The organism is Falsiroseomonas algicola (genome assembly GCF_011040385.1).
GTDB classification, from domain to species: domain Bacteria; phylum Pseudomonadota; class Alphaproteobacteria; order Acetobacterales; family Acetobacteraceae; genus Falsiroseomonas; species Falsiroseomonas algicola.
In genome coordinates this window covers 45,835-67,297 of the sequence record NZ_JAAIKB010000022.1, presented here as the reverse complement: position 1 = coordinate 67,297, position 21,463 = coordinate 45,835, and the positions used below count along the sequence as shown (strand labels likewise).

General features: G+C 69.8%; 19 protein-coding genes. 5 read left to right on the top strand and 14 right to left on the bottom strand.

Annotated features, from left to right (window positions below; genetic code table 11):
• The 14 genes from G3576_RS28630 to G3576_RS28565 all read right to left on the bottom strand — a co-directional run.
• On the bottom strand, window positions 1–673 hold a 673-nt coding region (locus G3576_RS28630; RefSeq protein WP_164697915.1), incomplete at its 3' end, for a VirB8/TrbF family protein.
• 187 nt (window positions 674–860) lie between these two features.
• A complete protein-coding gene (locus G3576_RS28625) occupies window positions 861–1,766 on the bottom strand; it encodes a type IV secretion system protein (RefSeq protein WP_164697914.1) in 906 nt (301 codons plus the stop codon).
• A gap of 5 nt (window positions 1,767–1,771) precedes the next feature.
• Window positions 1,772–2,128 carry a hypothetical protein gene (locus tag G3576_RS28620; RefSeq protein WP_164697913.1) on the bottom strand — a complete coding sequence of 119 codons (357 nt, stop codon included), beginning with the start codon at window positions 2,126–2,128 and terminating at the stop codon, window positions 1,772–1,774.
• Window positions 2,125–2,820 carry a type IV secretion system protein gene (locus tag G3576_RS28615; RefSeq protein WP_164697912.1) on the bottom strand — a complete coding sequence of 232 codons (696 nt, stop codon included), beginning with the start codon at window positions 2,818–2,820 and terminating at the stop codon, window positions 2,125–2,127. The genes G3576_RS28620 and G3576_RS28615 overlap by 4 nt, the downstream gene beginning before the upstream one ends.
• A 13-nt stretch (window positions 2,821–2,833) precedes the next feature.
• Window positions 2,834–5,272 carry a VirB4 family type IV secretion/conjugal transfer ATPase gene (locus tag G3576_RS28610; RefSeq protein WP_164697911.1) on the bottom strand — a complete coding sequence of 813 codons (2,439 nt, stop codon included), beginning with the start codon at window positions 5,270–5,272 and terminating at the stop codon, window positions 2,834–2,836.
• A complete protein-coding gene (locus G3576_RS28605; RefSeq protein ID WP_164697910.1) occupies window positions 5,269–5,640 on the bottom strand; it encodes a VirB3 family type IV secretion system protein in 372 nt (123 codons plus the stop codon). Before G3576_RS28605 ends, G3576_RS28610 begins: the two co-directional genes overlap by 4 nt.
• 2 nt (window positions 5,641–5,642) lie before the next feature.
• On the bottom strand, window positions 5,643–5,927 hold the full coding sequence (locus G3576_RS28600; RefSeq protein WP_164697909.1) for a TrbC/VirB2 family protein: 285 nt from the start codon (window positions 5,925–5,927) through the stop codon (window positions 5,643–5,645).
• Window positions 5,924–6,544, bottom strand: a complete 621-nt coding sequence (locus G3576_RS28595; RefSeq protein WP_207623093.1) for a transglycosylase SLT domain-containing protein — start codon at window positions 6,542–6,544, stop codon at window positions 5,924–5,926. The genes G3576_RS28600 and G3576_RS28595 overlap by 4 nt, the downstream gene beginning before the upstream one ends.
• A gap of 30 nt (window positions 6,545–6,574) precedes the next feature.
• The gene (locus tag G3576_RS28590; RefSeq protein WP_164697908.1) at window positions 6,575–6,961 is read right to left on the bottom strand and encodes a hypothetical protein; all 387 of its coding nucleotides are present in this window, start codon (window positions 6,959–6,961) and stop codon (window positions 6,575–6,577) included.
• A gap of 287 nt (window positions 6,962–7,248) precedes the next feature.
• Window positions 7,249–7,908 carry a hypothetical protein gene (locus tag G3576_RS28585; protein ID WP_164697907.1) on the bottom strand — a complete coding sequence of 220 codons (660 nt, stop codon included), beginning with the start codon at window positions 7,906–7,908 and terminating at the stop codon, window positions 7,249–7,251.
• Window positions 7,909–8,011: 103 nt separating this feature from the next.
• Window positions 8,012–8,929: a hypothetical protein gene (locus tag G3576_RS28580; protein ID WP_164697906.1), complete on the bottom strand. Its 918-nt coding sequence runs from the start codon at window positions 8,927–8,929 to the stop codon at window positions 8,012–8,014.
• 1,554 nt (window positions 8,930–10,483) lie between these two features.
• Entirely contained in the window at window positions 10,484–10,858 is a 375-nt protein-coding gene (locus G3576_RS28575; RefSeq protein WP_164697905.1) for a hypothetical protein, read from the bottom strand.
• A gap of 74 nt (window positions 10,859–10,932) precedes the next feature.
• On the bottom strand, window positions 10,933–11,193 hold the full coding sequence (locus tag G3576_RS28570) for a hypothetical protein (RefSeq protein WP_164697904.1): 261 nt from the start codon (window positions 11,191–11,193) through the stop codon (window positions 10,933–10,935).
• 65 nt (window positions 11,194–11,258) lie between these two features.
• On the bottom strand, window positions 11,259–12,119 hold the full coding sequence (locus tag G3576_RS28565) for a DUF932 domain-containing protein (protein WP_164697903.1): 861 nt from the start codon (window positions 12,117–12,119) through the stop codon (window positions 11,259–11,261).
• 196 nt (window positions 12,120–12,315) lie between these two features.
• Between G3576_RS28565 and G3576_RS28560 the strand changes: the two genes are divergently transcribed.
• The 5 genes from G3576_RS28560 to G3576_RS28540 all read left to right on the top strand — a co-directional run bounded on the left by G3576_RS28560 (window position 12,316) and on the right by G3576_RS28540 (window position 21,382).
• Window positions 12,316–14,235, top strand: coding sequence for a ParB/RepB/Spo0J family partition protein (locus G3576_RS28560; RefSeq protein ID WP_164697902.1), 1,920 nt, complete (start codon window positions 12,316–12,318; stop codon window positions 14,233–14,235).
• Between the two features lie 155 nt (window positions 14,236–14,390).
• A complete protein-coding gene (locus G3576_RS28555) occupies window positions 14,391–14,639 on the top strand; it encodes a hypothetical protein (RefSeq protein ID WP_164697901.1) in 249 nt (82 codons plus the stop codon).
• Window positions 14,640–14,905: 266 nt separating this feature from the next.
• On the top strand, window positions 14,906–16,225 hold the full coding sequence (locus G3576_RS28550) for a hypothetical protein (RefSeq protein WP_164697900.1): 1,320 nt from the start codon (window positions 14,906–14,908) through the stop codon (window positions 16,223–16,225).
• A gap of 7 nt (window positions 16,226–16,232) precedes the next feature.
• Complete coding sequence (locus G3576_RS28545) at window positions 16,233–19,823, top strand: S8 family serine peptidase (RefSeq protein ID WP_164697899.1); 3,591 nt, start codon at window positions 16,233–16,235, stop codon at window positions 19,821–19,823.
• A gap of 5 nt (window positions 19,824–19,828) precedes the next feature.
• Window positions 19,829–21,382 carry an MBL fold metallo-hydrolase gene (locus G3576_RS28540; protein ID WP_164697898.1) on the top strand — a complete coding sequence of 518 codons (1,554 nt, stop codon included), beginning with the start codon at window positions 19,829–19,831 and terminating at the stop codon, window positions 21,380–21,382.
• The last annotated feature ends 81 nt before the right edge of the window (window positions 21,383–21,463 follow it).

Below are 21,463 nucleotides of genomic sequence, written 5' to 3'. Positions count from 1 at the left end.
CATCCTCAACGCCATCATCCGAACCGGAAAGCCATGGGACGCAAAACCCGCTTGACGACCAACACAGTCGCTCAGTCTTCTCGATCCGGCGAAAGCGGACGACGTAGGCGTCCGGGTCGCGGCCGAGGCAGGCCCCGCCCGAAGCGCAGCCGAGCCCCTCGGATATGCGCTCGATGCGCACCGTCGTGCGGGTGCCGAAGCGCCGCCAGGGGCTCTCGGGGCTGCGGGCGTCTGTCCGCGCCTGAAAGGTGTCCCCCGTGGCTCGGTCGGAGAGCATGAAGACGATTTGCTGGTCGTCGGCGTGCGTCGCGGTGTTGAAGCGCTCCACCGCGGACACGTAGAGCCAGAGCGTGGAGGCCATCGTCGCCTCGCGCAGGGACTGCGGCACGTCGGACTGGTTGACCGTGGTGGTGTAGGTGCCGTCCGAGTTGATGTGCACGAAGACGGGCACGACGCGCTTGAGGGGCATCGCGGCGACGAGGGCGCCGGCAAGCGCCAGCGTCGCCAGGCCGAAGGTGGAGGCCAGCACCAGGTGACCGCGCTGGCGGCGCCGGTCGCGCGCCAACTCGGCCTCATGGGCCGCCAGCACGCGGGCATAGTCCTCCGCAAGCTGGCCGGACGGCACGAGCGCGGCACGACTGGACTCTGGCGGGAAGCCCGTGGTGGCGCTCATTGGGGTATCTCCCCTGGCGCCGGCGTCCAGAGCCCCGGATTCAGGGCAAAGGCGGTCCCGGAGCAGGATGCAGCCACGCGATCAGAGGAACATGCCGACGTCAGGCAGAGGGCAAACATCAACGCGGCCAGGGCTTTGCGCATGGCGGCGGTTCCAGATCCTTTCAGGGGGAGGGGAGGGCGCGACATCACGAGCGCCCCTGCTTCGAGGCACGCGAGACGGCCGAGGCCGCCCGGCCTATGCGGCCCATGGCGGCGCTGGCGACGGAAGCGAGGTTGGATGCGCCCGCATGGACGCCGCTGGAGGCACCCGAACCGACGGAGGCGAAGTAGGGCAGGGCCAGCATCACGGCGAAGTCGATCAGGATCCAAACGCAGAGCTTCCACAGCCCGTCGACCCGCTCGGACAGGCCGGCGGCGTAGGCGGCGGTGCGCTGGACCCACATCAGGGTGCCGGCGAGCATCATCTCTGCCAGCGCCGTGGAGCAGAGCGACCAGACGGCCAGCGAAACCAGCTTTCCCACCCAGCCGATGACCCATCCGCGCGTCGCATCGAAGATCGCGGCGATCAGCAGGAACGGCCCGACCGAGATCAGCAGGGCGGTGGCGACACGCGCGACCAGCCAGAGAGCGAAGCACAGGCCGATCGTGATCAGCATGAGCCCGTGCGCCAGCGCGATGCCGAATTGCGGGCGGATATTCCACAGGCCGGTCGCCTGAGCGTCGGCTGCGGCCACCACATGGGACGCGGCGTCGGAGATCACGTCGAACCGCCGCGCCGCTGTGACCGTCACGCTGCCGCCCGCGAAAGCCGTGGCGACCAGGTTCGGCACCGTCGTCCAGAAGAAATCCCGGACGTACTGGTTGTAGGCACCGGCCTGCAGCAGGGCGATGATGATCAGCGCGATCACCACCCGCCGCACCACCCACCAGAGGTCCAGCCGTCCCGTCCACACCAGCACGGCGGCGACGGCGACCATCAGCATCAACGCGCCGCGCATCCAGCCGAGCGCCGTCTGGACACCGGTCTGGATGGTTCGGTCCAAGAAGGCCGTCGTCATCTGGTCGGAAAAGGCGGCGAACTGCTCGTACACGGGGGTCAGCTCCCCCGCGGGCAGTAGCGCCCCAGAAGGCCGCGTTCGGCCGGCGGCCTGGCGCAGGCAACACGCGCGGCGTCGAGCAGCATCGGCGTCTCGAAGGCGGGCGGAAGCTGCCCGGATCGGACGCCCGACTGCGCGCCGAGGCGCCGCGCATGGACGCGGTTCTCGGCGATCTCGGCGTTGCCGCAGCGCGCGTCGCGCGCAATCCGCGTGTCGTCCCGGCAGGAACGCAGCCATTGGGCGCGGGCCGTAGGATTGGCCTCGAACCATGGAATGTCGAACTCGGCCGCAGTGGCCGGCACGGCTGCCAGGAGGGACAGGGTGAGGGCGAGCGAAGGGGCGTGCATGGCCGTCACCAGCCGTTCAGCGCGGGACGGGTCCGCGTCATCCAGTCGTCCACGTCCCGGCGCCAGGCCTGCTCGCCGCGCTGCGTCGTCACGCGGTCGTCTGCCGCGAGCATCAGGCGGATCTGCTCCAGCTGGAGGCGCGACGCGTCGAGCCGCTGCCGGGCCAGGGAGAGCCCGTTGCCGACCGCGACACCCGCCGTGCCGTCCGGCGCCGCCTCCACCTCTCCGCGCATCGCGTCGAGCGAGCCGATCTCCTGTTCGGCGTCCTCGATGGCCGCCTGCGCCATCGCCTTGGCGTTCGCCGTGACCCTCTCGCGCCGCTCCATCTCGCGCGCCCATTCATCGCGCTCGGCGGGCGCGTAGAGGCGGTCGGCGTTGAGCATGGTGCCGGCCTGGCCCCACTCTCCGCCGCGGCCGGCCATCATGTCCGGCACCTGCGTGGCGGGCGGCATAATCGTGCGTGAGAGGCCCCGGACCGCGCCGGCGACGCCGCCGATCGAGGTCGGATGGGCGATGGCGTCGTAGGTCCGGACGAGCTGGTCGTACTGCTGCCGCAACTGCTCGATCTGCTGGAGCGCGCGAGCGGCGGTGACCGTCGTCTGCGCCAGGTTCGCGCCGTCGATGACGGCGAGCTGGGCGGCGGCCGGCGCGGCGGCCCCGACCGCCAGCGCGAGGGCCAGGGCCGTCCGGGTGCGGGTCATGGGCGCGTCCTCCTCATGCTGCGTGGGCAGTGAGCTGCCGCCGGAAGGCGGGCAGCCAGCGGGCGGGATCGGTGCCGTGCTCGCCGACCGCCTCGGCCATGGCGCGCAGCGTGCTGGCGCGGCCGGAGAGGACGGCGACGTGGCCGGGGAGGGGGGTGAGGTCGAGCCGCAGGAGGACCGACGTCTCCTCGCGCATCAGCACGAAGGAATGGGGCCCGGCGAGCATGTCGCGGCTGACGGCCTGGAACACGCGCTCGGTGCAGCCCAGCCCTTCGAGGTAGGGGCCGCGGCGCGCATCCGGGTTCCGGTAGAGCGCCCGCGTCTTACATTGCGCCACCAATGATGGCCCCACGGGGTGGTCGAGGATGTGTTCCGGCTGCTGCGTGGCGATGTCGAGCGACAGCTCCTGCTTGCGGCCGGTCAGCGCGAAATCCTCGAATCCCTTGTCGAAGCGCGCCTGCCGTTGTCCGCCCACAAGGCGGAGGTCGGGCAGGTACGCGCGGAACTCGTCCGCGTGGAGGACAGTCGGTCGACCGTCCACAACCAGCCTGGCGCGATGCAGCAGGTACGCCGCCATCGCCGGCATGACGGCGCCGTCCGGAAGGAGCGCGGTCGGATCGACGCTGGCGATGGCCCCGCTAAAGTCCAGTAGGTCCGTCTCGCCGTCGAAGGCCCATCCAAGCGGCCCCCCGCGGCACCATTTTTCCAGCCGCGCGCCGGCGCCCGTGGGGTCGGTGTGGCCAAGGAATTCGCGGACGCCGGCAATTGACCGCAGGCCAAGCGGCATCCGCATGACGAAGGTGATGCCGAGCGCGAGGCGGCGGGTGTCCTCCGGCGTCGGTGCGCCGCGGCCATCGTCCATGATCAGGCCGGTCAGGAACTCGTGCAGCCAGGCGCGCGAGGCCTCGGTGTCCGGCAGGGCACGCAGCGGCGCCGCACCGGAGGCCTCGCCGCGACGTAGCCGTGCGACGACGCCGCCCATGGCACGGACGAGGATCTCGTTGCCGCCGTCCTTGTCGAAGATGATCTGCCGGCCGCCGCGCGCTCGGACGAGCGGGTCAAGCATCACCGTCTCGAAGGCCATGTGCAGCGTCTTGCCGGAACCGGTTGGGCCGATCCGAAGCCGATGGCCGACGTCGCGGAGGTGCCAGGGCGCGTCGTAGGCCGTGCCGGCCGTGGTGCGCGCGCGGTAGAGCGGCCGGCCCCAATGGTGCCGGGCGTCGCCACGCGGCGGGGCGTGGAGGGAGGACATCGCGGCGAAGGCGACGGAGGGCAACGCGCCCGCGCGGGCCCGCAGCCAGGCGGGCGCGCCCGGCAGCTGCGCCCAATAGGCCGCCTCCATGCCGACATCCTCGGCCGCCAGCACGGCGCCGGCATCGGTCACGGCCGATCGCGCCGCGGCGGCGTTGGCTTCCAGCCCGGCCACGCCATCTGCGTGCACGGCGAGGGACCAGTGGTGCGAGCCCATGACGTGCTCGCCGCGGTCGATCGCGTCGATGGCGTCGTCGAGCTCGTCCCGCAGGGAGGCGGCGCGGTCGCCGACGTTCTCCATGCGCTGCGCGCGGACGGCGAGCTTGTCGCCCGCCTTGGTCCGGCCGTGGAAGTCGTAGCTGTTGGTCAGCACGAAGCGGAAGGGCAGGGCGAGCAGCGCGTCGAACATCCCGACCCGCCAGCGGTTGGGATAGACGCGAAAGCCGAGCATCAGCCCGTGCGGCTTCTCCGCATCCGGCACACCGGCGGCCTCGACGCGGAAGCAGGCGGAGGAGCACACGATGCGGTCGGTGTAGATCGATGCGCCAAGTGAGCCCGGCGCCACCATCGGCACCCGCGCTCGCCGGGCGTAGAGCGCCAGCCGGTGCGCCTCGGCCAGTTCGGAGAAGGCGACCTCGCCCTCGATCCGGACGCCGAGCCGGCGGGGGGCGAGCGGTGCCAGCGCCTCCATGCAGGCGCGGACACGGTCCTCCAGGCGGGTGACGCGCCGGTCCATCCCCGGACCGGGCCGTGCGGCCTCCTCGCGCGGCTCGAGGCCGAGCATGGCCCGCCAGCCGCGGGCGGCGAAGGTTGGCCTCACCAGCACCGTCAGCAGCCAGGTTGTGGTCATCAGGTCGCGCAGGCAGGCGCCGGCGTAGTCGCGCGAGAGCTCGGCGCCGTAGGGCGTGGCGTGCTCGGCTGGCGCCGGTCCGGTGAAGCGCGGCGCGTCGTCGTGGCGCACCAGGTGTTCGACGAGCCCGACATCCTCGTCGGCGATGTTCCGCAGCAGCGCGGCGCGGACCGCGTGCCGGGCGTTCACCGCCTCGTCGCCCGCCATCTCATGCGGGAAGCCGCCTACCTCGATGACGGCGAACACCGAGCCGTCCCGCATCAGCCCGACGCCGTCGGAGATGTGGCCGAGGTGCCGGGCGTAGGTCGTGCCGGCGCGCTCATGCGCCGCGAGCTTGCGGAACTCCATCATCCCGCCATCCCCCGTGGCTCCCGCCGGCGATGGCGCGGATGGAGCGGGAAGTGCGAGACGCTGGCGCCGCCCCAGCGGGCGGAATCCAGGGCGGGGCCGGAGGTGCGGCCCCAGGCCATCAGGACCTCGATGGCGTACCAGTCGAAGCTGACCCAGGCCCGCAGCGGCAGGCCGACGGCGATCAGCAGCATTGCCGCATAGCCGACGCCCTTCAGCCCGCCGACCGCCATCTGGACCTCCGCCGCGGCGAAGAGCAGCGGGATCGCCGCCGAGAAGGGCAGCCCGACAAACGGCACCATCGGCGGCCGGGTCGCCCCGAGCGGGATGGGGCCGGTGCGCGGGCCGCGCGGTTCCTCGGCGGCGTCCACCGTTAGAACCCCATCCAGCCGACGATGGTCTGCGCGTTGGCCAGGATCAGGCCGCCGCCGAGCACGAAGCCGGCGAGCCGCAGCGAGCCCATCAGGAACCAGACCAGCACCGCCGCCGCGGCTACGGACAGCATGGCCACGCCGCGCGCGGGGCCGGAGACGAACCACTGCACGCCGGTCGAGAAGGGATCGGCGCCGCCCCCGGCCTGTGCCCAGGCCAGCGAGGGCAGTAGGAGAAGCGCGGCCGCCGCCACTGCGGATGCGGTCGCAAGGGATCGGGTGTTCATCGGGTATCGGCTCCCATGGCGAGGCTGCCCCTGAGACGGATGGGTTCGGCGGACGGGGGTGCCTGCTCGTCGGCATCCGCCGGATCGGAGTCCCGCAGTGCCGGCGCGGCGGCGGGACAGCGCGCCCAGACGTCCCAGGACGGGGCGCAGGCCGCCGGCGCCGGGCTGGCGAGCGGGGCAGGGCAGGGGCGAGCCGGTGCCGCCGCCATGGCCGTCCGCGCCGACACCACCCGGGCGACATAGCCATTGGCCAGGCCGCGGCTCGGGCTTCCGGTGTTGTAGGCGCTGAAGGCGGTCAGGACGCGCGCGCCGGCGGCGATCGAGCGGCAGGGGTCGAAGGCGTCCTCGACCGCGAGCCCGAGCCAGCCGAGATTGCGGCTGTTGATCTGCATGAGGCCGAGGTCGACGGACTTGCCGGCCGCGATCAGCGCGGTTGCCCGTGCCGCGGCTTCGGCCGGGGTCGCGGAGCGGACCGGCGTCGCGCCGCGCTCATTGATGCCGATGATCAGTGGGTCGAGACCGCTCTCGACGCGGGCGATCGCGGCGAGGGTTTCGGGTGCGACGCCAGGGGCGCAGGCCGCGGCGAGCTCGAGGAATGCGGCGAGTTCGAGGATCACGCGGCCACCGCCCGGCCGCGCAGGGCGGCGTCAGCCTGGTGCCGGCGTCTCGGTGTCGTCCCCGTCGGGTTGCGTCGTGTCGGACGTGCGGACGCGCGAACTCGTGGCGCCGGCAGGCAGCAGCGACTTGAACCGCGCGAGCTTCGGGCAGCCCTCGTCGTAGAGGGAAATGGGCAGGCCGAAGCCCAGGTCGTCGCGGAGGAAGCGGCGCAGGCGGTCGAGGTCGCGCCAGGCGCGCACGCCGGGGCCGCGGAACAGGGCGATGGCGACGTAGCCGCGGCGCCAGGATGGAAGGATGTAGGGGACGTGCTCGACCCCGCCGCCCGCGTCGCGGTAGGCGACGACGACGACGTTCTCGATGGTGCCGCCGCGGGCAATACCCGCGCGTAGATCTGCCTCGCCGAGCGTGTCGCCCACCGTTCGCCCGCGCCTCGTCCCGAATCGGCCGGGAAGCTAGACCGCACCGGCGTCGACGCGAACTGGTTCATTCGGCTGGCGCGGGTGGTCAGCTCGCTGCAAATGACCAAATTTTGCATTTCGGTATGCCATCAGGCGTGTTGCGATGGGCAATGCTACCGATGGTGGCAGAAGTCTCTCAAGAGACAATCGTCGGTCGTTCCGCACGCAAAGTACTGGAATGTCGTCACTCCAGCGTGAGGAACAAAACCGGATTAGCAAAGACGGTCAGAAACATGAGACGAGAATCAGGAGGTGCGCCGCGAGGAAGCCGCAGCGAGCGGGGGTGCCAGGGTGGCGGCCGCGTTGCGTCGCGCCGACGACAAGTCGTCGTTACCAAGCGGAACCGGCCAAAAGCACTCGACTGCACCCTCTTCGCCCCGCAGCGCCAGGAAGACCACGCGCCGCACTTCCCCGCCCTCGCCCGTCTCGACAGCGAGCCGGAACATCAGGCCGTCCGCCCCGCCAGCGTCGCCTAGGGCTAGCGCCAGTTGCTGTGCCTCGCTCTCTTGTTGGCGGAGCGTACGCTTGCTCGGCTCCTCTGCGTCACCGCGGAAGAATCGCACCGGCACGCCGTCGATCAGGAAGACGAAGTGGTGGGTGGCATCGAGCACGGCGAGCCAGCGGTAGCGGCCGCCCTCGGCCGCCTGGCGCAGGCGGTTACGCGAGAAAGAGTAGGCGCGGCAGCCGATCGACCAGGCGTCGTCGCCGGCCCAGGGATCCGCCATTGCCACCGCGTCGGCGCGACCCCGTGCCAGCAGGCGCGCGCAGGCTGAAAGCCGCTCCTCGGTCAGCGCGGGGTGGAGATCCCATGGCAGCCGTGCAGCGCCTGTCTCCGCGCCGCCCGTCTTGTCGTCTCCACTATCGCCCATGACACACAGTATCACCGGCGCTCCGTCGGTATCCAAGCGTTCTCGCCGGCCTGTAGCTGTAATCGGCATTGCCTCCGGCATCAGACTGTCTCACCCGAGTGCGAGCGAAGCTCCGCCGGGTCCTTGCTTTTCTGCAATACTATCGGGTGGGCGTCGCTGCGGGTGTGACGGTCGGGGTGGAGGGGTCGGTTCCGTGTGGGGAGGGGGAACCGGGTGGTGCGTCGCGCCTTCCACCATTATTGGTGTCTCCCGTGCGGTTCGAGCTTGAAGACGCTGATTGAATGTCGTTGTAGTTTCGTTGCCAGACTTGAATCCCGCTCAGCAGAGCCGTTGCGGTCTCAGCTGATGGCTTGCCCTGATCATCGAAAAGACATTCTTGGCTGGATATGAGCTGTCTCATCTGAGAGTGAAGCAAACTATTACTTGTTAACGTTCGCGATGCTTGGCTCCACTCGGCCTGAGGAGTATAGAACGCGACAATCGCAGCAAAAGCAGTCCCTAGGGCAGGAAGTGTAATAGCTGATGTCTTTACTGCTATTGCCCAGCGACTTGTTTGAGGAATAATATTAGCAGAGCTAATTGTTATAAGAACTGTTGTTAGAAATCCGATTAAAATACCCAGTATTGAAGTCTTCTCCCAAAAATTATAAGAATCGATTGATCTTGTAAGCAAGGTGCTTCTGTCTGCTGCAAGCGTCAAACTTAAATTGATAAGCGCACGTTCTTCACGGATGAGGGGAACGGTAATCCCCTGCGTCTGGTTTGTAGATGCTGCTACGCCGGTAATATGAACGGCACGCTGCATCCAGCCAGGAGCGTCCTCAGGAGAAAGAAAGCGCCGACACTCTAAGATCCAGCCGGCAATATAATTATGATCTGCCTGAAACTTTGAATTTGAAGCTGCTGGATCTCTAAGATTAGAAATACTTTGATTGTTTTTTGGAAATATAAAATAAATAACTAATATCATTGATATCAATAGAACCGACGCTGAAGCTATGACGATCTTCGTATTCGAAAACCAGGGTGCCGGCGGTGGCGGATTCGGATCAGTCATTGGTCGCACGTCGCTCGAAGGTTCGAGAAAATTCGCGAGTTGCCAAGCTGGTTCGATCTTCGATGATGATCTCTATCTGCCCATCAAGGCCTGGTTGACCGGGCCCCAAATTTCGGCCCGGTGCGCCAGGCGCCCCAGCAGCACCTCCGGTCCGACCTCCTGATCCGCAGCGACCACCAGATGAGCCGACTGCTCCGCCAGAGCCAGGAGATCCTGCCGGACCGGGTGGACCACCGGAACCGGCGAGGCCTCCCAGTGTCAGAACTGAAATGGTAGAGCCGGGGGCGACAGTCTGGAAACGTAGCGTGACTTGGCCGCCATTGCCGCCATCGCCACCGCGTCCTCCATCACCACCTGACCCGCCGTTTCCACCACCGCCACCAGTGCCTGGACCGCTTGAGCAATCGAAGATGCCACTTACGGCTGCACGCCCTTGACCTCCTGCGCCTCCGTTACCTCCCGCTCCACCAGGTCCCCCCGCGCCTCCGGGCTGCCCAGAGTTTACAATGCGTAGCCGACCGACAAAATTCTCAGCCTCAATCTGAATGGTCGCGGCGGATACACCCCTATGACCAGGTTCCCCCGGTGTGCCCGCGCCGCCGGAGGTTCCGTCCCCCCCCGCGCCATGGGCGCCGTTGGAGCCGTTCACCCCATTCTGCCCTGGTGTACCGGAAGGCGCCCTAGCCCCAGCAGGAAATGCACGAACCTCTGAGTTGTTCGCGATGATAGTTCTGGCGCGCAGCCGGATCGGTTGCCCGGAGGTTTCGAGGATAGCAGGAAGCTCAAGCACTTCCGGTACATCCTGCGGGTTGTTCGTTGTCCCCCGCACGATACCAACTACACATCTATTGTACAGTTCAAGCCCGTTCAGTTGATCATTGGGCCGCAGCGTGGAGACAAAATCAGCAAGAGTCAGTATTCGGCCCTGGCTACGAGCGGCGCCGTATACAGATACAAATACTTGTTGAAGGTTACTGGAAGCATCAATACGATTTTGCTCGATGCACTGCTCAAGTCGACTTCTAAACTCCTCAACTGGTACGTCTGAGCGGCCTTGCGCGGCACATATATTCGAAATAGGAGCCATTAGCAGAACGGAAAAAACGCCAAAGCATGAATTACGAAAGCGGTTGCTTTCGTAAGGCATCCTTGGATGTTCGTTACTACATGAATAATGCGATCTCAAAATTTATGCCTCCGTGCGCAAACAATCCGCTCCCAGGTGGGCTCTCGTAAAGCCTACATCCGTTCGATACGCTCGTGTCAAATCGAACGTGCCTAGCACTCCGTTCCTGCTCTTTTCGTCCCTCTTCGGGGTGATCCCAACCGTGCCACGGTGCTCACTCCAGGCAAGGTCCGGTCCTCGCCATCCTCGCCATGCTCGCGCCAATCGGCGCTGCGCGTGGCTCCGGGTGGCTACGGTCCTCCCCTGCCCTCCGCTGCGCGCCGTGGCCGCTGGGCCTGGTCGGGACGAGGGACGTCCCGACCCATCAACCGCGCCTCCAGCGGGTCGAACAAGGGACCTGGGTTCAGAAAGCGACTTGGCAGGCGAGTCTACGCATCGGTGTCCGGCTGCACCGCATTCGTCCGCCATCCCACGGGCAGCGGCAGCGCCGCATGCAGCGCCGCAAGCGTCTCCAGCAGCGCGGCTTCCTCGTCGTCCAGTGGACGCACCCCGCGCGGGTGACGCACGAAGCGCCCCTCGTCGCAGCCGATAGCGCGCGCAATCTCCCGCTGTTCCGGCGTCAGCGCCCCATGCAGCGCGGCGAGCAGTCGCAGCCAGGCCGCTAGGTTGTGTGCGACCGGCCGCGCCCCGCGCGCCATCTTCCGCAGTGCCGCGTCATCCACGCCGAGGCGCCGCGCGACCTCCCGCCGCGACCAGGGCAGGGCATTGAGGCAGTGGGCGATCTCATCCGGCGTCATGGGCATGGCGGGCAAAATGCCCGCCACCCCGGGGCGCCGGCAACCGCCGGCGGCCCTCATCCAGGACCCGGCGGGGAAGGTCATGAGGTCCCGCCTCCCGGCCCGCCGCTGGAGGCGATGCCCACGTCGTGCCGGGCGCGCTCGCGGTCGCGCAGCAGGGCAAGCAGCGCCGCCTCGACTTCGTCGCCGAGCAGGCAGGCAAACTGCCGCCCATCCGCGCCCTGCAACGAGAACAGCACGCACAGCGGGTCGGGCTCGAACGTGCCGAAGGTCATGGCCTCGCCGCCCTCGCCCTTGAAGGACTGCGGTCGGCCGAGGAACGGAAGGGGATTGGTGATCATGCGGGTGCGCTCCGGATGGGATGGGAGAGGGATGCGGGCGGGGGCGCTGGCCCCCGCCCCTGGCCTCAGGCGGCGCCCTTCAGCGTCGCCATCCGCTCCCCGAGCAGCCACAGCGCCCGGTTGAGCCGCACATCCTGGTCGATCCCCGTGACCTCGCGGGAGGTGACGCGGCGGGGCCGTCCGTTCGGGTCGCGACCCCAGGCCGAGAGCCCGCCCCGGATGGTGTTCTCCTGGACCCGGTTGAACACGGTCCAAAGATCGTCCGACCGGTCGGAGGAGCGCCGCGCCTCGAGCAGCTGCGCCGGGCGGATGGGCGTGTCAGCCTCGCCGGCCGCGTCGCCGAAGCGCAGCACATGCGCCGCCTCCGCCAGCGCCGCCTGTTCGTCGCGGCCGAGCGGCACGCCAGCCCAGGCATCCGCCGCTTCCAGGGCGCGCTGAGATTCGTCGAGGACCACGTGCGACCCCTCGATCACCTGGCGCACCACGTCGCCCTTGTGCGGCACCCGGACCTCGGTGCCGCGGCGGTCAGCGACCACCATGCCGTTGAGGCAGACGAGCCGGAACACGCCGGACATCAGGTGGTAGGAGGACGAGCCGTCGTGCGAGTTGATCAGCACGATCTCGGGGAAGCTGTCGCCCACGCGGCGCGCCGGGCTGACGCCCTGCCGGCGGAAGCGGACCATGTGCTTGGTGTGCTCCTGGCGGCCGGCGTCGCGGCAGCGCGCCTGCTTGGCGAAGACTGGCAGGAAGCCCTCGGCGCGCATGCCCTCGATGACGGCGGAGGTCGGGATGTAGGCGTAGCGGGCGCTGCGGCTTTCGTGCGCCTCCGCGGCGAAGGCGCTCGGCGCCAGGGTGCGGATGCTGTCGTCCGACAGCGGCTCAGCGCCGGCGCGGGTGGAGAAGGAGCGGGAGAAGTTGAAGGTCATGGTGTGCTGGTCCTTGCCAACTCGCCGGGGCACTGCGCCGCTCGGCTAAGAAGGAAGATATGAGATACACTGCTATATAGCAATACAAATGAATCCTAATCGCGCTCCTGTGATATCCCCTAATCCCGACCATGTGTTCTTGCTATATAGCACTGTATTTGTATATTGAGGACGGCACCAAGGAGGAGCCGACCCCATGCCAGCCAAGCCCTTCGACGCTGAGACGATCCATGTTCCCCTCAACCGCCTCGATCTTGCCGAGGCCAATGCCCGGCGCACCGGGCGCGAGGAGGGGTTAGAAGAACTCGCCGCCTCCATCGCGGCCCATGGCTTGCTGCACAATCTCGGCGTCGTGCCGGCGCACGACGCCGAGGGCGAGCCGACCGGCCGATACGACGTGATCGCCGGCGGTCGCCGCCTCGCCGCGCTGCGGCTGCTGGCGGAGCGCCGGAAGATCGCCAAGGGCGCGCCGATCCCGTGCCGGGTGCTGGCGGCCGATGGCGACGTCACCGGCGCCAGCCTGGCCGAGAACGTGGTGCGCGTCGCCATGCACCCCGCCGACCAGTTCGAGGCCTTCGCGCGGCTGCACGCCGAGGGCCAGGACGTGGAGCGGATCGCGCGCCGCTTCGGCGTCTCGCCGCTGACGGTGCGCCAGCGCCTGCGGCTGGCCTCCGTCTCCCCTGGCCTCATCGCCGCCTTCCGTGCCGGGGAGATGGGGCTTGAGGCGGTGACCGCCTTCGCCGTGACTGACGACCACGAGGCGCAGGAGCGGGTCTGGCGGCAGTCCCAGGGCTACGGCATGCATCCCGCCAGCATCCGCCGGCTGTTGGTCGAGGGCCGGATAACGCTGGACGACCGGCGCGTGCGCTTCGTCGGCTTGGACGCGTACGAGGCGGCCGGCGGCAGTGTCGAGCGCGACCTGTTCAGCGAGGACGGCGAGGGTTGGATTGCCGACCCCGCTCTGCTCGCGCGGCTTGTGGACGAGCGCCTCGCCCGCGAGGCCAAGGCGGTGCGCGCGGAGGGCTGGGGATGGGTGGACGCCCTGCCCGCATTGCCGCCCGACCTCTGGCGCATGGCGCGCCTGCGGCCGCAGCGGGCCCCGTTGTCGGCCGAGGACGAGGCGCGCCTTTCCGCGCTCGGGGAGCGGTTCGACGCCATCGAGGCTGAATGCGGCGACGAGCCTGACGAGGACCAGTCGGCCGAGCTCGACCGCATCGAGGCGGAGATCGAGGCCATCCGTGCGCGCGAGGTCGCGTGGCGGCCCGAGGACCGCGCCCGTTCCGGCGCCATCGTCGCGCCGGATGCTGGGGACGGCGTCCGCGTCGAGCGCGGCCTGATGCGGTCCGGTGAGGCGGCGAACGACGACGCGGTGCCGGAGGAAGAGGAGGGCGACGAGGCGCCCCGGCCGGCTGCGAAGGAGCGCCCACCTGCCGGGCTGCCGGCGGCGTTGCGCGGCGAATTGCTGGCGCACCGCAGCGCCGCCTTGCAGGCCGAGGTCGCGGCGCGGCCCGACCTCGCGCTGCGGGTGCTGCTGCACGCCCTCATCGTGGAGCGGGACAACCCGTGGCGGGCCGTCGCCAGGGTGACGCTACGGTCCCCGGCGCTGCACGTCGCCTGTCCTGGCATCGAGGCCGCACCCGCGCACGCCGATCTCGAAGCCCGCAGCGCCGCGGCGCTGGATGCCGCGCGCGTTCCGGAAGGCGAGCGGCTATGGCCGTGGCTGCTGGCACTCGACACTGCCGCCGCGCTCGACCTGCTGGCCGTGCTGGTGGCGCCGTCCATCGACGCCGGGTCGGAGGACTGGACTGTTCCGGGTGGAGCACTTTCGCCGGCCGAGCAGGTGGCGGCATCCGCCGGCCTCGATATGCGGCACTGGTGGAAGCCGACCGCCGAGGGCTTCCTCGGCCGGGTGACCAAGGACGCCATTGCGGCGGCGGTGCGCGAGGGGGCCGGTGAGGACGCAGCCAGGCGGATTGCCGGGGCGAAGAAGCAGGCGATGGCGGAGGCCGCCGAAGGCTTCCTGAACGGTGCCGGGTGGCTCCCGGAGCCGCTGCGGGCACGGCCAGCGCCCGACACGTCGCCGGAGGCCGAGACCATGCTGCAAGCGGCCGAGTAAGCAGGCTACCCAGAAGCCGGAGGCCGCAATCGCGGCCCCGGCGACGGCCGACGAATGCCATGCGCGCCGGATGGTGAGCGAGAAGGGAGTTGCAGACCAGCATAGGGCTATATAGCTGTTGCGGTCAGACGCTATCCCCGCCCCGGAGATCCATCATGCCGGCCCGCAAAGCGCCACAGGCTCTGCCCGAGACGCCGAAGCCGGCGAGCAAGCCGCGTCAGCAGGCGCGCGGCCACATGACGACGATTGACCTGCCCGACTACGTGGTCCCGCAGATCAGCGATTTTCTCGCCAAGCACCCGGAGATGCGCTTCCGCCAGGCTGTGCTGCTCGGGTTGTCCAAGCTCGGCATCGAGGTGAAGCCTGAAGACCTTGTTGCGAAGCGCGGGCGGGGGATTAGGTAGGGTCGAGGCGAAGGTTCCATCTGGTTAGATGGACGTGACGGGTCGCCGGATCGAAGCGGCGGTGAACGCCGCGTCACTTGGCCGGATCATGCCGGTCGCCCTCAGATTCCGCGAATCTCGTTCGCTTATGGCGTTGGCGGCGCTGTAGCCGAGATCATGTATTGTTCCGCTCCCAGAAAATAAAGCTTGTCATACGATTGCGCGGCCGGGTTAGCTGTTTCCTGGCAGTGCCAGATTGCGCGCCGCCCGGACGAAGGGAGGCCGGCATGACGCTTCGCGCCGCAGCGGCGATAGGCGTTCTCGCTCTTCTCGGCGGCTGCACCAGGCCGCCTGAGATCAACGTGGAGCAGCAGTGGGGCGACGCGATGCGCCGCCTGAACATGTTCGCCTTCTATCCGATGAGCGAAGACGTGCGGGTAGGCGACGTATTCCTCCACGTCCCGCCGCGCGACGGCAGCCCCCCAGTCGCGCGCTTCAGCCTGTTGCGTGTCGGCTCCTTCCACCACGACGACGTCCTGGACCTGCTGGAGGACCAGCAGAGCCGCCGCCCGCAGATCCGCCCATTGCCGGAGCGGCGCAGCACGGACGGTAAGCCTGTCGTCGGGGCTGCAAGCACCATCAGTGATTGCGCGGAACGCCAGATCGGCCACGCTGACAGCGGCTGCCCCTTGCGCCTGCAGCGCTCTGCTGTCCCCGCGCTCACGGTGGGGCGGATCACCGCGGGCCAACTCGGCGCGTCGGGACTGTTCGGCAATTTCGGCGCGCGCCTCGGCCTTGGTGCGAGCAGCCAGAGCGCCGTGTCCATCAAGGTCGACAACATGCAGGAACTGATGCTCGACGCTTGGCGCTTCGACCGCCTCATGCGCGGCGCGACAGCCCGCCCGGACAGCCAGGCGCGCGACCCCATTACCGACGTCGTCTGGGCGGAGGCGCTGGTGCGCGACCTAGCGGAACTCGCGCAGGGGCGGCCCGAGCTGGTTCGCGCGGCCTGCCACGGCGACTCCGCACGGCTGGCGGCCGAGCGTGTGGAGGTCGTGGTCATCAACCGCGTCGTTTACGCAGGTCGCGTCGAGTACAGCTTCACCAACTCGGCCGAACAGGCGATCCGCGCGGCGGTGGATCTGCAGAGCATCCTGCCGGGCCAGCCGCAGGCGCCGCAGCTCCCGCAACTTGCCGGCGGCACGCCAACGGCGGAGGCGCTGCGCGCGCAGAGCACGGATCCTGCCCGCCAGCGCGAAGAGGCCGGGGCGCGGCTCGCCGCGCTGCTCGGCGGCATCACCGGCGATTCGGGCGGCGGCGCGCGGGCCGGCGTGACCACGAGCTTTGGGCTCGGCACCTTTGGCATGCTCGCGCTTACGCAGGACTTCAACCGACCGATCGCGGTCGGCGCCGGCAGCCGGCGCAGCGAGGGCCTCCACGTCTGGATGGCAGGCCCCGGCGCGGACGACGCGCTGCGCGCCCGGCGCTTTTGGTACGCCCACGACGAATGCGCGCGTCGGCTTGGCGGGCTCGACCCGCAGCGCCTTGCCGCGGCGATGGGCTTCGCCGCCGTGCCGCCTCGACCGCAACCTTCGACACGGAACTGAAGGCACCATGCGCCTGCTCGTCCAGACCAGACCGGGCGCGGGGCGGCTCCGCCTCCAGGGCCTCGCCGCACGGCCCCTTGAGGTCGCGCTGCGCCCACTCATGCCCGCCACCGCCGCCGCGGGCGGGGAGGCCATGGGCTTCGCCGCCGGTGCTGCCCCCGCCTGGCACGTCACAGGCGATCTACCAGAAAGGGCGAACCCGTGGGACGCCTGCCACATGCTGCTGAGAGAGGGGCTGGGGTTCGGCGCTGGATCCGCCGTCGCCTTCGCCGAGCCCGACATCGAATGGTCCACCCCCGACCACGACGACCCGCCGCGCACCTCCCCGGGCGGTAACCCCCAGCGCGCGGATCACCCCCGGGGCCCCGGCGACAACTGGTTCCTACGTCGCGAGTTCTCGGGCCTCGCTGCGGCGCGCGAGGAACTGGCGCGCCACCTCGGCGCACAGAAGCCCGCGACGCGGCTGGCGCATTTCGACACCGGGTTCGACGCGAGCCACACCACCTGCCCGCTGGGTCTGCGTCCCGACCTCGCGCGCAATTTCGTAGAACGGAACGACGAAGGCGGTCCCGCCCATGAGGCACTCGACCGCGCCGACGGCACCCTTTCCAACCCGGGCCATGGCACGGCGACGCTCGCCATCCTCGCTGGCAGCAAATACGGCGGCGCGCATGGCTTCGAGGTTGCGCCATTCCGCGTCTGCCCGCGCGTCGTGCTGGTCCGGACGTCAGCGTTAGCGGAGGCAATGGACACGGTGCTCGGGTGGCGAGGCGACGCGCAGACACGCTGCGACGTTGTCAGCATGAGCATGGGCGGCCTCGCTTCCAAGGCTTGGGCCGACGCAGCCAACGCGCTCTACGAGGCGGGGGTCGTCGTCGTCACCGCGGCGGGCAACAATTTCGGCGGACTGCCGGTGGAGTCCGTCGTCTTCCCGGCGCGCTTCCGCCGCGTGCTCGCGGTGGCGGGCATCCGCGCCGACGGCTCGCCCTACGCTGACCTCCCGGTGCAGCTAATGGCCGGCTGCTACGGGCCGGCGAGCAAGATGCGCACAGCGCTCGCGGCCTGGACGCCCAACATCCCATGGGCGCGGCGCGGCGCCGGCGCGGTGGTGGACCAGGACGGCGGCGGCACCTCGGCCGCTACGCCGCAGGTCGCAGCGGCCGCGGCCTTGTGGCTCGAGCGGTACGCCGCGGCCTTGGCCGCCATGCCGGGCTGGCGCCGGGTAGAGGCGGTGCGCCACGCGCTGTTTTCCGCCGCCGCGCAGCCCGCACAGGGCAACGCGCCCCACAAGTATTTCGGCCGCGGCGTGCTCGACGCGCGCGCCGCGCTCGACTTGCCCCCTCGCGCCGACGTCTACGCACCGGAGGAAGCGGACACCGCCCGCTTCGCCGCGCTGCGCCTGCTGACCGGCTTCGGCGTTGTCGCCGCCGGCTCGCGTGCCGAGATGCTGGAGATCGAGGCGACGCAGCTCGCCCAGCGCTCGCCCGCCGCGCGCGAGGCGCTCGACGGCCACGACCCCGACGACCCGGCCGGTCTGCCGAGCGCGGTGCGGCGGCGCGTGGTGGAGGCGTTGGCCGGTGACCCGCTCGCCTCCGTCGCGCTGAAGGCTGCGCTGCGCGAGGCGTTGCCCGCCCCGGTGGGCGGTGCTGCGCCCGCCGTCGCCGAGCCGGCGCCCGCGCCGGCCAGGACCGCGCCCGCGCGCAACAGGCCCGCGGGCGGTGAGGAGATGTCCGCCGTGGCGCCGCCCGCGCATCGCCGGCTGCGCATCTTCGCTATCGACCCGACCCTGGCTGCCGCGATGGACACGCGCGACTTCGCCACGGACATTGTTGCCGTGCCATGGGAAGCTGTGCAGCCGGGGCCGGTCGGCGAGTACATCGAGGTCATCGACATCGACGCTGCCTCGGGCCTCGCCTACGCGCCCGTGAACCTTTCTCGCCCGGAGGTGCTGGCGCAGGACGGGCTGGTGCCGAGCGAGGGATCGCCACAGTTCCACCAGCAGATGGCGTACGCCGTGGCGATGCGCACGGTGGACGTGTTCCGCCGCGCGCTCGGGCGCACCCCCTTCTGGGCGGAGCGCGTGACACGCGACGACGACGGCGCCTTCCGCCGCGGCTTCGTCCGGCGGCTTCGGATCTACCCGCACGCGATCCGCGAGGCGAACGCCTACTACAGCCCGGCCCGCCGCGCCCTGCTGTTCGGCTACTTCCGCGCGCAAAGCGAGCCGGGAAGCCAGGTCCTGCGCGACGGCATGGTCTTTACCTGCCTGTCGCACGACATCGTCGCGCACGAGACGTCGCACGCTCTGCTCGACGGGCTGCACCCGCGCTGGCGCGAAGCAGCGAACCCGGAGGCCTTCGCATTGCACGAGGCTTTCTCCGACCTCGTCGCGCTGTTCCAGCACTTCACGATGCCCCGGCTGATAGCCCATGAGATTCGGCGCGCGAAAGGCCGGCCCGGCATCGGCTCCGCCCTTGGCAAGCTGGCGCGGCAGTTCGGCGAGGCAGTCGGCCAGCGCGGCGCGCTGCGCGACGCCCTCGGCACTCCCCCGAAGCCGACCGACTTCCAGGAGGCGAGGCACAAGGGCGAGCACGCACTGGGAGAGGTGCTCGTCGCGGCCGTGTTCGACGGCTTTCTCCGCGCCTACAACGAGCGCGCCGATGGGCTGTTCCGGCTGGCCAGCAACGGCACTGGCGTGCTGCCGCCCGGCGAGATCCCGGACGAGCTGGCCGAGCGCCTCGCGCAGGAAGCTGCCACCGTCGCAGGCCATTTCCTGCGGATGTGCGTACGCGCCCTCGACTACTGCCCGCCGGTCGAGCCGACCTTCGGCGAGTACCTTCGGGCGCTGATCACCGCCGACTGCGACCTCGTCCCCGACGACCGTCGCGGCTACCGCGTGGCGCTGATCGACGGCTTCCGCAAACGCGGCATCCGGCCGCCAGACGTCGAGACTTGGTCGCCGACCGCGCTGGTCTGGGGTGGACCGCTTGACCCGGAAGCGCTGGCGCCGCTGCGGGAGGTGATAGCCGCCATGTCGGCACGCTGGCGTCTCGACGGCGACCGGCTGGCGGCGTGGCAGGCCTCGCGCGACGATGCGCGGACGATCAAGGTCGCCATCGACCGCTTGCCCGACGCCCCGCGCAAGGCGCTGTGCCAGGAGCTCGGCCTGCTCGACTTCGACGACGATGGCGAGCCCGTGGGGCCCGGCGGACGGCGCCGCGCAGGCGAAGTGGAGGGGCCGCGTGGTACCTTTTCGAGCGGCACCTTTTCGCGGATCGAGGTGCACTCGGTACGCCCGGCGCGGCGTGTCGGCCCGGACGGCGAGCTGCTGGCGGACACGGTCATCGAGATCACCCAGCGGTGGTGGCCCCAAGGATCGGATGAGTTCGTGCGCGGCGGCTGCACGATTATCTGGGACCGCGAGCGCCAGGCGGCGCGCTACGTCGTCTCGAAGCGCGTCGGCCACCCGAAGCGGACCAAGGAGGAACTCCGCCTGCGCGCCAAGGAGCGCGAGACGGCGGAGACCTCGGGCTATGTCGGCGGCGCGGCGCTGGCCGACGCCGACGAGCCCTTCGCCTTGCTGCACGGGAGGGACTAGGCGACATGGCCGTCCAACGCCCTGCGAGGAGGTCGGCCCGGAAGGCCACCCAACGCACCGCCACGAACGCCCCCAGGAAGATCACGGACGCCAAGCGGGGAAGGACGCCCGCCAACGCCGAGGCGGCGTCGTTCGACCGGCTGCGTATCCGCATGTACCGCCTCGGCATCGGAGATTGTTTCCTGCTCACCCTGCCCGGCACGGCGGGGGCGCCCTTCCACCTGCTCATCGACTGCGGCACCCACAACTCCGAGCGCACGGGGCCCAAGGACAACCCTGACCCGTGGCGAACCGAGGCCGCCGCGGCGGACATCGCGGCCGTTACGGCGGGCCGGCTCGACGCCGTCGTCGGCACGCACGAACACTGGGATCACCTGTCCGGCTTCCTGCAGGGCAAGGCAGCCTTCGAATCATGCGAGGCGGCGGCCATCTGGTGCTCCTGGGCAGAGGATGTCGCGAACGAGCCGATAGCCCGCGAGCTGGTCGGGTTGCGCAACGCGGCGCAGGACGCGCTGTGGACGGCGCGCACGCGACTGGACTCGCTCGGCCCGGAGCACGCTGAGGAGGCGGCGGCGCTCCGCGACCGGCTGTCGGCGCTGTTCGGCTTCTTCGGCGAAAGCCCGGGCGTGGGCGAGCGCGCCCGCGACGCGGCCGAGGCGCTGCGCGCGCTCGGCCGCGACCGCGTGCGCTATCTCTCGCCTGGCGCGCCACCCATCGAGGGGCCGGGCGGAGATTGGCGGATCTTCGTGCTCGGGCCGCCGCGCGACCTGGCGCTGCTGCGCCGTGACCAGCCCAGGCAACCCGGCGAGGGCTACCCGCTCGCCGGGCTCGCCGCGGCGGAGCGGAACCTCGCGGCCGTGGCGGCAGCGCTGGGGGCGCCGGACTGCGACCCTCCGTTCAAGGCGTCGTTCCAGATCCCGCTCGATGAAACGCGCGGCATGGCGTTCTTCCAGCAGCGCTACTGGCATGACGCGGCGCCGGGTGCGGCGCGCGGCGAGGAGCCGGCACAGGATTTCCGCCGCATCGGCCTCGCCCACCTCGGTGTAGCGGAGGCCTTCGCGCTCAAGCACGACCGGCTGACCAACAACACCTCGCTCGTGCTTGCGCTCGAACTCGGGCCGCCGACGGCGCGGGACAACCCGGTAGTGCTGTTCGCGGGTGACGCGCAGATCGGCAATTGGCTTTCCTGGCGCGACGTGGTGTGGCCCGACTATCATGGGCGGCGCGTCGACGGCGCCGACCTCCTTGCGCGCACCGAGATCTACAAGGTGGGCCACCACGCGAGCCACAACGCCACGCTGATGGAGGGCGGGCTGGAGGCGATGCACCGCCTGCGCGTGGCGCTGGTCACGGTGAGCCAGGCCACCGCGACCAAACTGCATTGGGAAAAGTCGCTGCCGCGCCCCTCCATCCTCATGCGGCTAGCGGAGGTGGCGCGTGAGGCGGTGATCCGCAGCGACGCCGGTATTGAGCGGCGCCCTGGTACGGCAGCGCCGACCATCACACTGTGCGAGACGGAACTCTACGTGGACATCGAACTGGCCATTGCGAAGTTCTGACGGCCCCTTTCCGCTGGATCTCCGGCGGGTAGGGCACCGTGGATTTCGGCATCCCGAACACCTTCGTCTCAAGCCTCGAGG

Bases quoted from the DNA above. Each gene is read 5' to 3' on its own strand.
- G3576_RS28600 (WP_164697909.1), bottom strand. From the start codon at position 5,927: ATGAACACCCGATCCCTTGCGACCGCATCCGCAGTGGCGGCGGCCGCG.
- G3576_RS28565 (WP_164697903.1), bottom strand. From the start codon at position 12,119: ATGACCTTCAACTTCTCCCGCTCCTTCTCCACCCGCGCCGGCGCTGAG.
- G3576_RS28545 (WP_164697899.1), top strand. From the start codon at position 16,233: ATGCGCCTGCTCGTCCAGACCAGACCGGGCGCGGGGCGGCTCCGCCTC.
- G3576_RS28575 (WP_164697905.1), bottom strand. From the start codon at position 10,858: ATGCCCATGACGCCGGATGAGATCGCCCACTGCCTCAATGCCCTGCCC.
- G3576_RS28540 (WP_164697898.1), top strand. From the start codon at position 19,829: ATGGCCGTCCAACGCCCTGCGAGGAGGTCGGCCCGGAAGGCCACCCAA.
- G3576_RS28550 (WP_164697900.1), top strand. From the start codon at position 14,906: ATGACGCTTCGCGCCGCAGCGGCGATAGGCGTTCTCGCTCTTCTCGGC.
- G3576_RS28610 (WP_164697911.1), bottom strand. From the start codon at position 5,272: ATGATGGAGTTCCGCAAGCTCGCGGCGCATGAGCGCGCCGGCACGACC.
- G3576_RS28555 (WP_164697901.1), top strand. From the start codon at position 14,391: ATGCCGGCCCGCAAAGCGCCACAGGCTCTGCCCGAGACGCCGAAGCCG.
- G3576_RS28580 (WP_164697906.1), bottom strand. From the start codon at position 8,929: ATGACTGATCCGAATCCGCCACCGCCGGCACCCTGGTTTTCGAATACG.
- G3576_RS28615 (WP_164697912.1), bottom strand. From the start codon at position 2,820: ATGACCCGCACCCGGACGGCCCTGGCCCTCGCGCTGGCGGTCGGGGCC.
- G3576_RS28570 (WP_164697904.1), bottom strand. From the start codon at position 11,193: ATGATCACCAATCCCCTTCCGTTCCTCGGCCGACCGCAGTCCTTCAAG.
- G3576_RS28560 (WP_164697902.1), top strand. From the start codon at position 12,316: ATGCCAGCCAAGCCCTTCGACGCTGAGACGATCCATGTTCCCCTCAAC.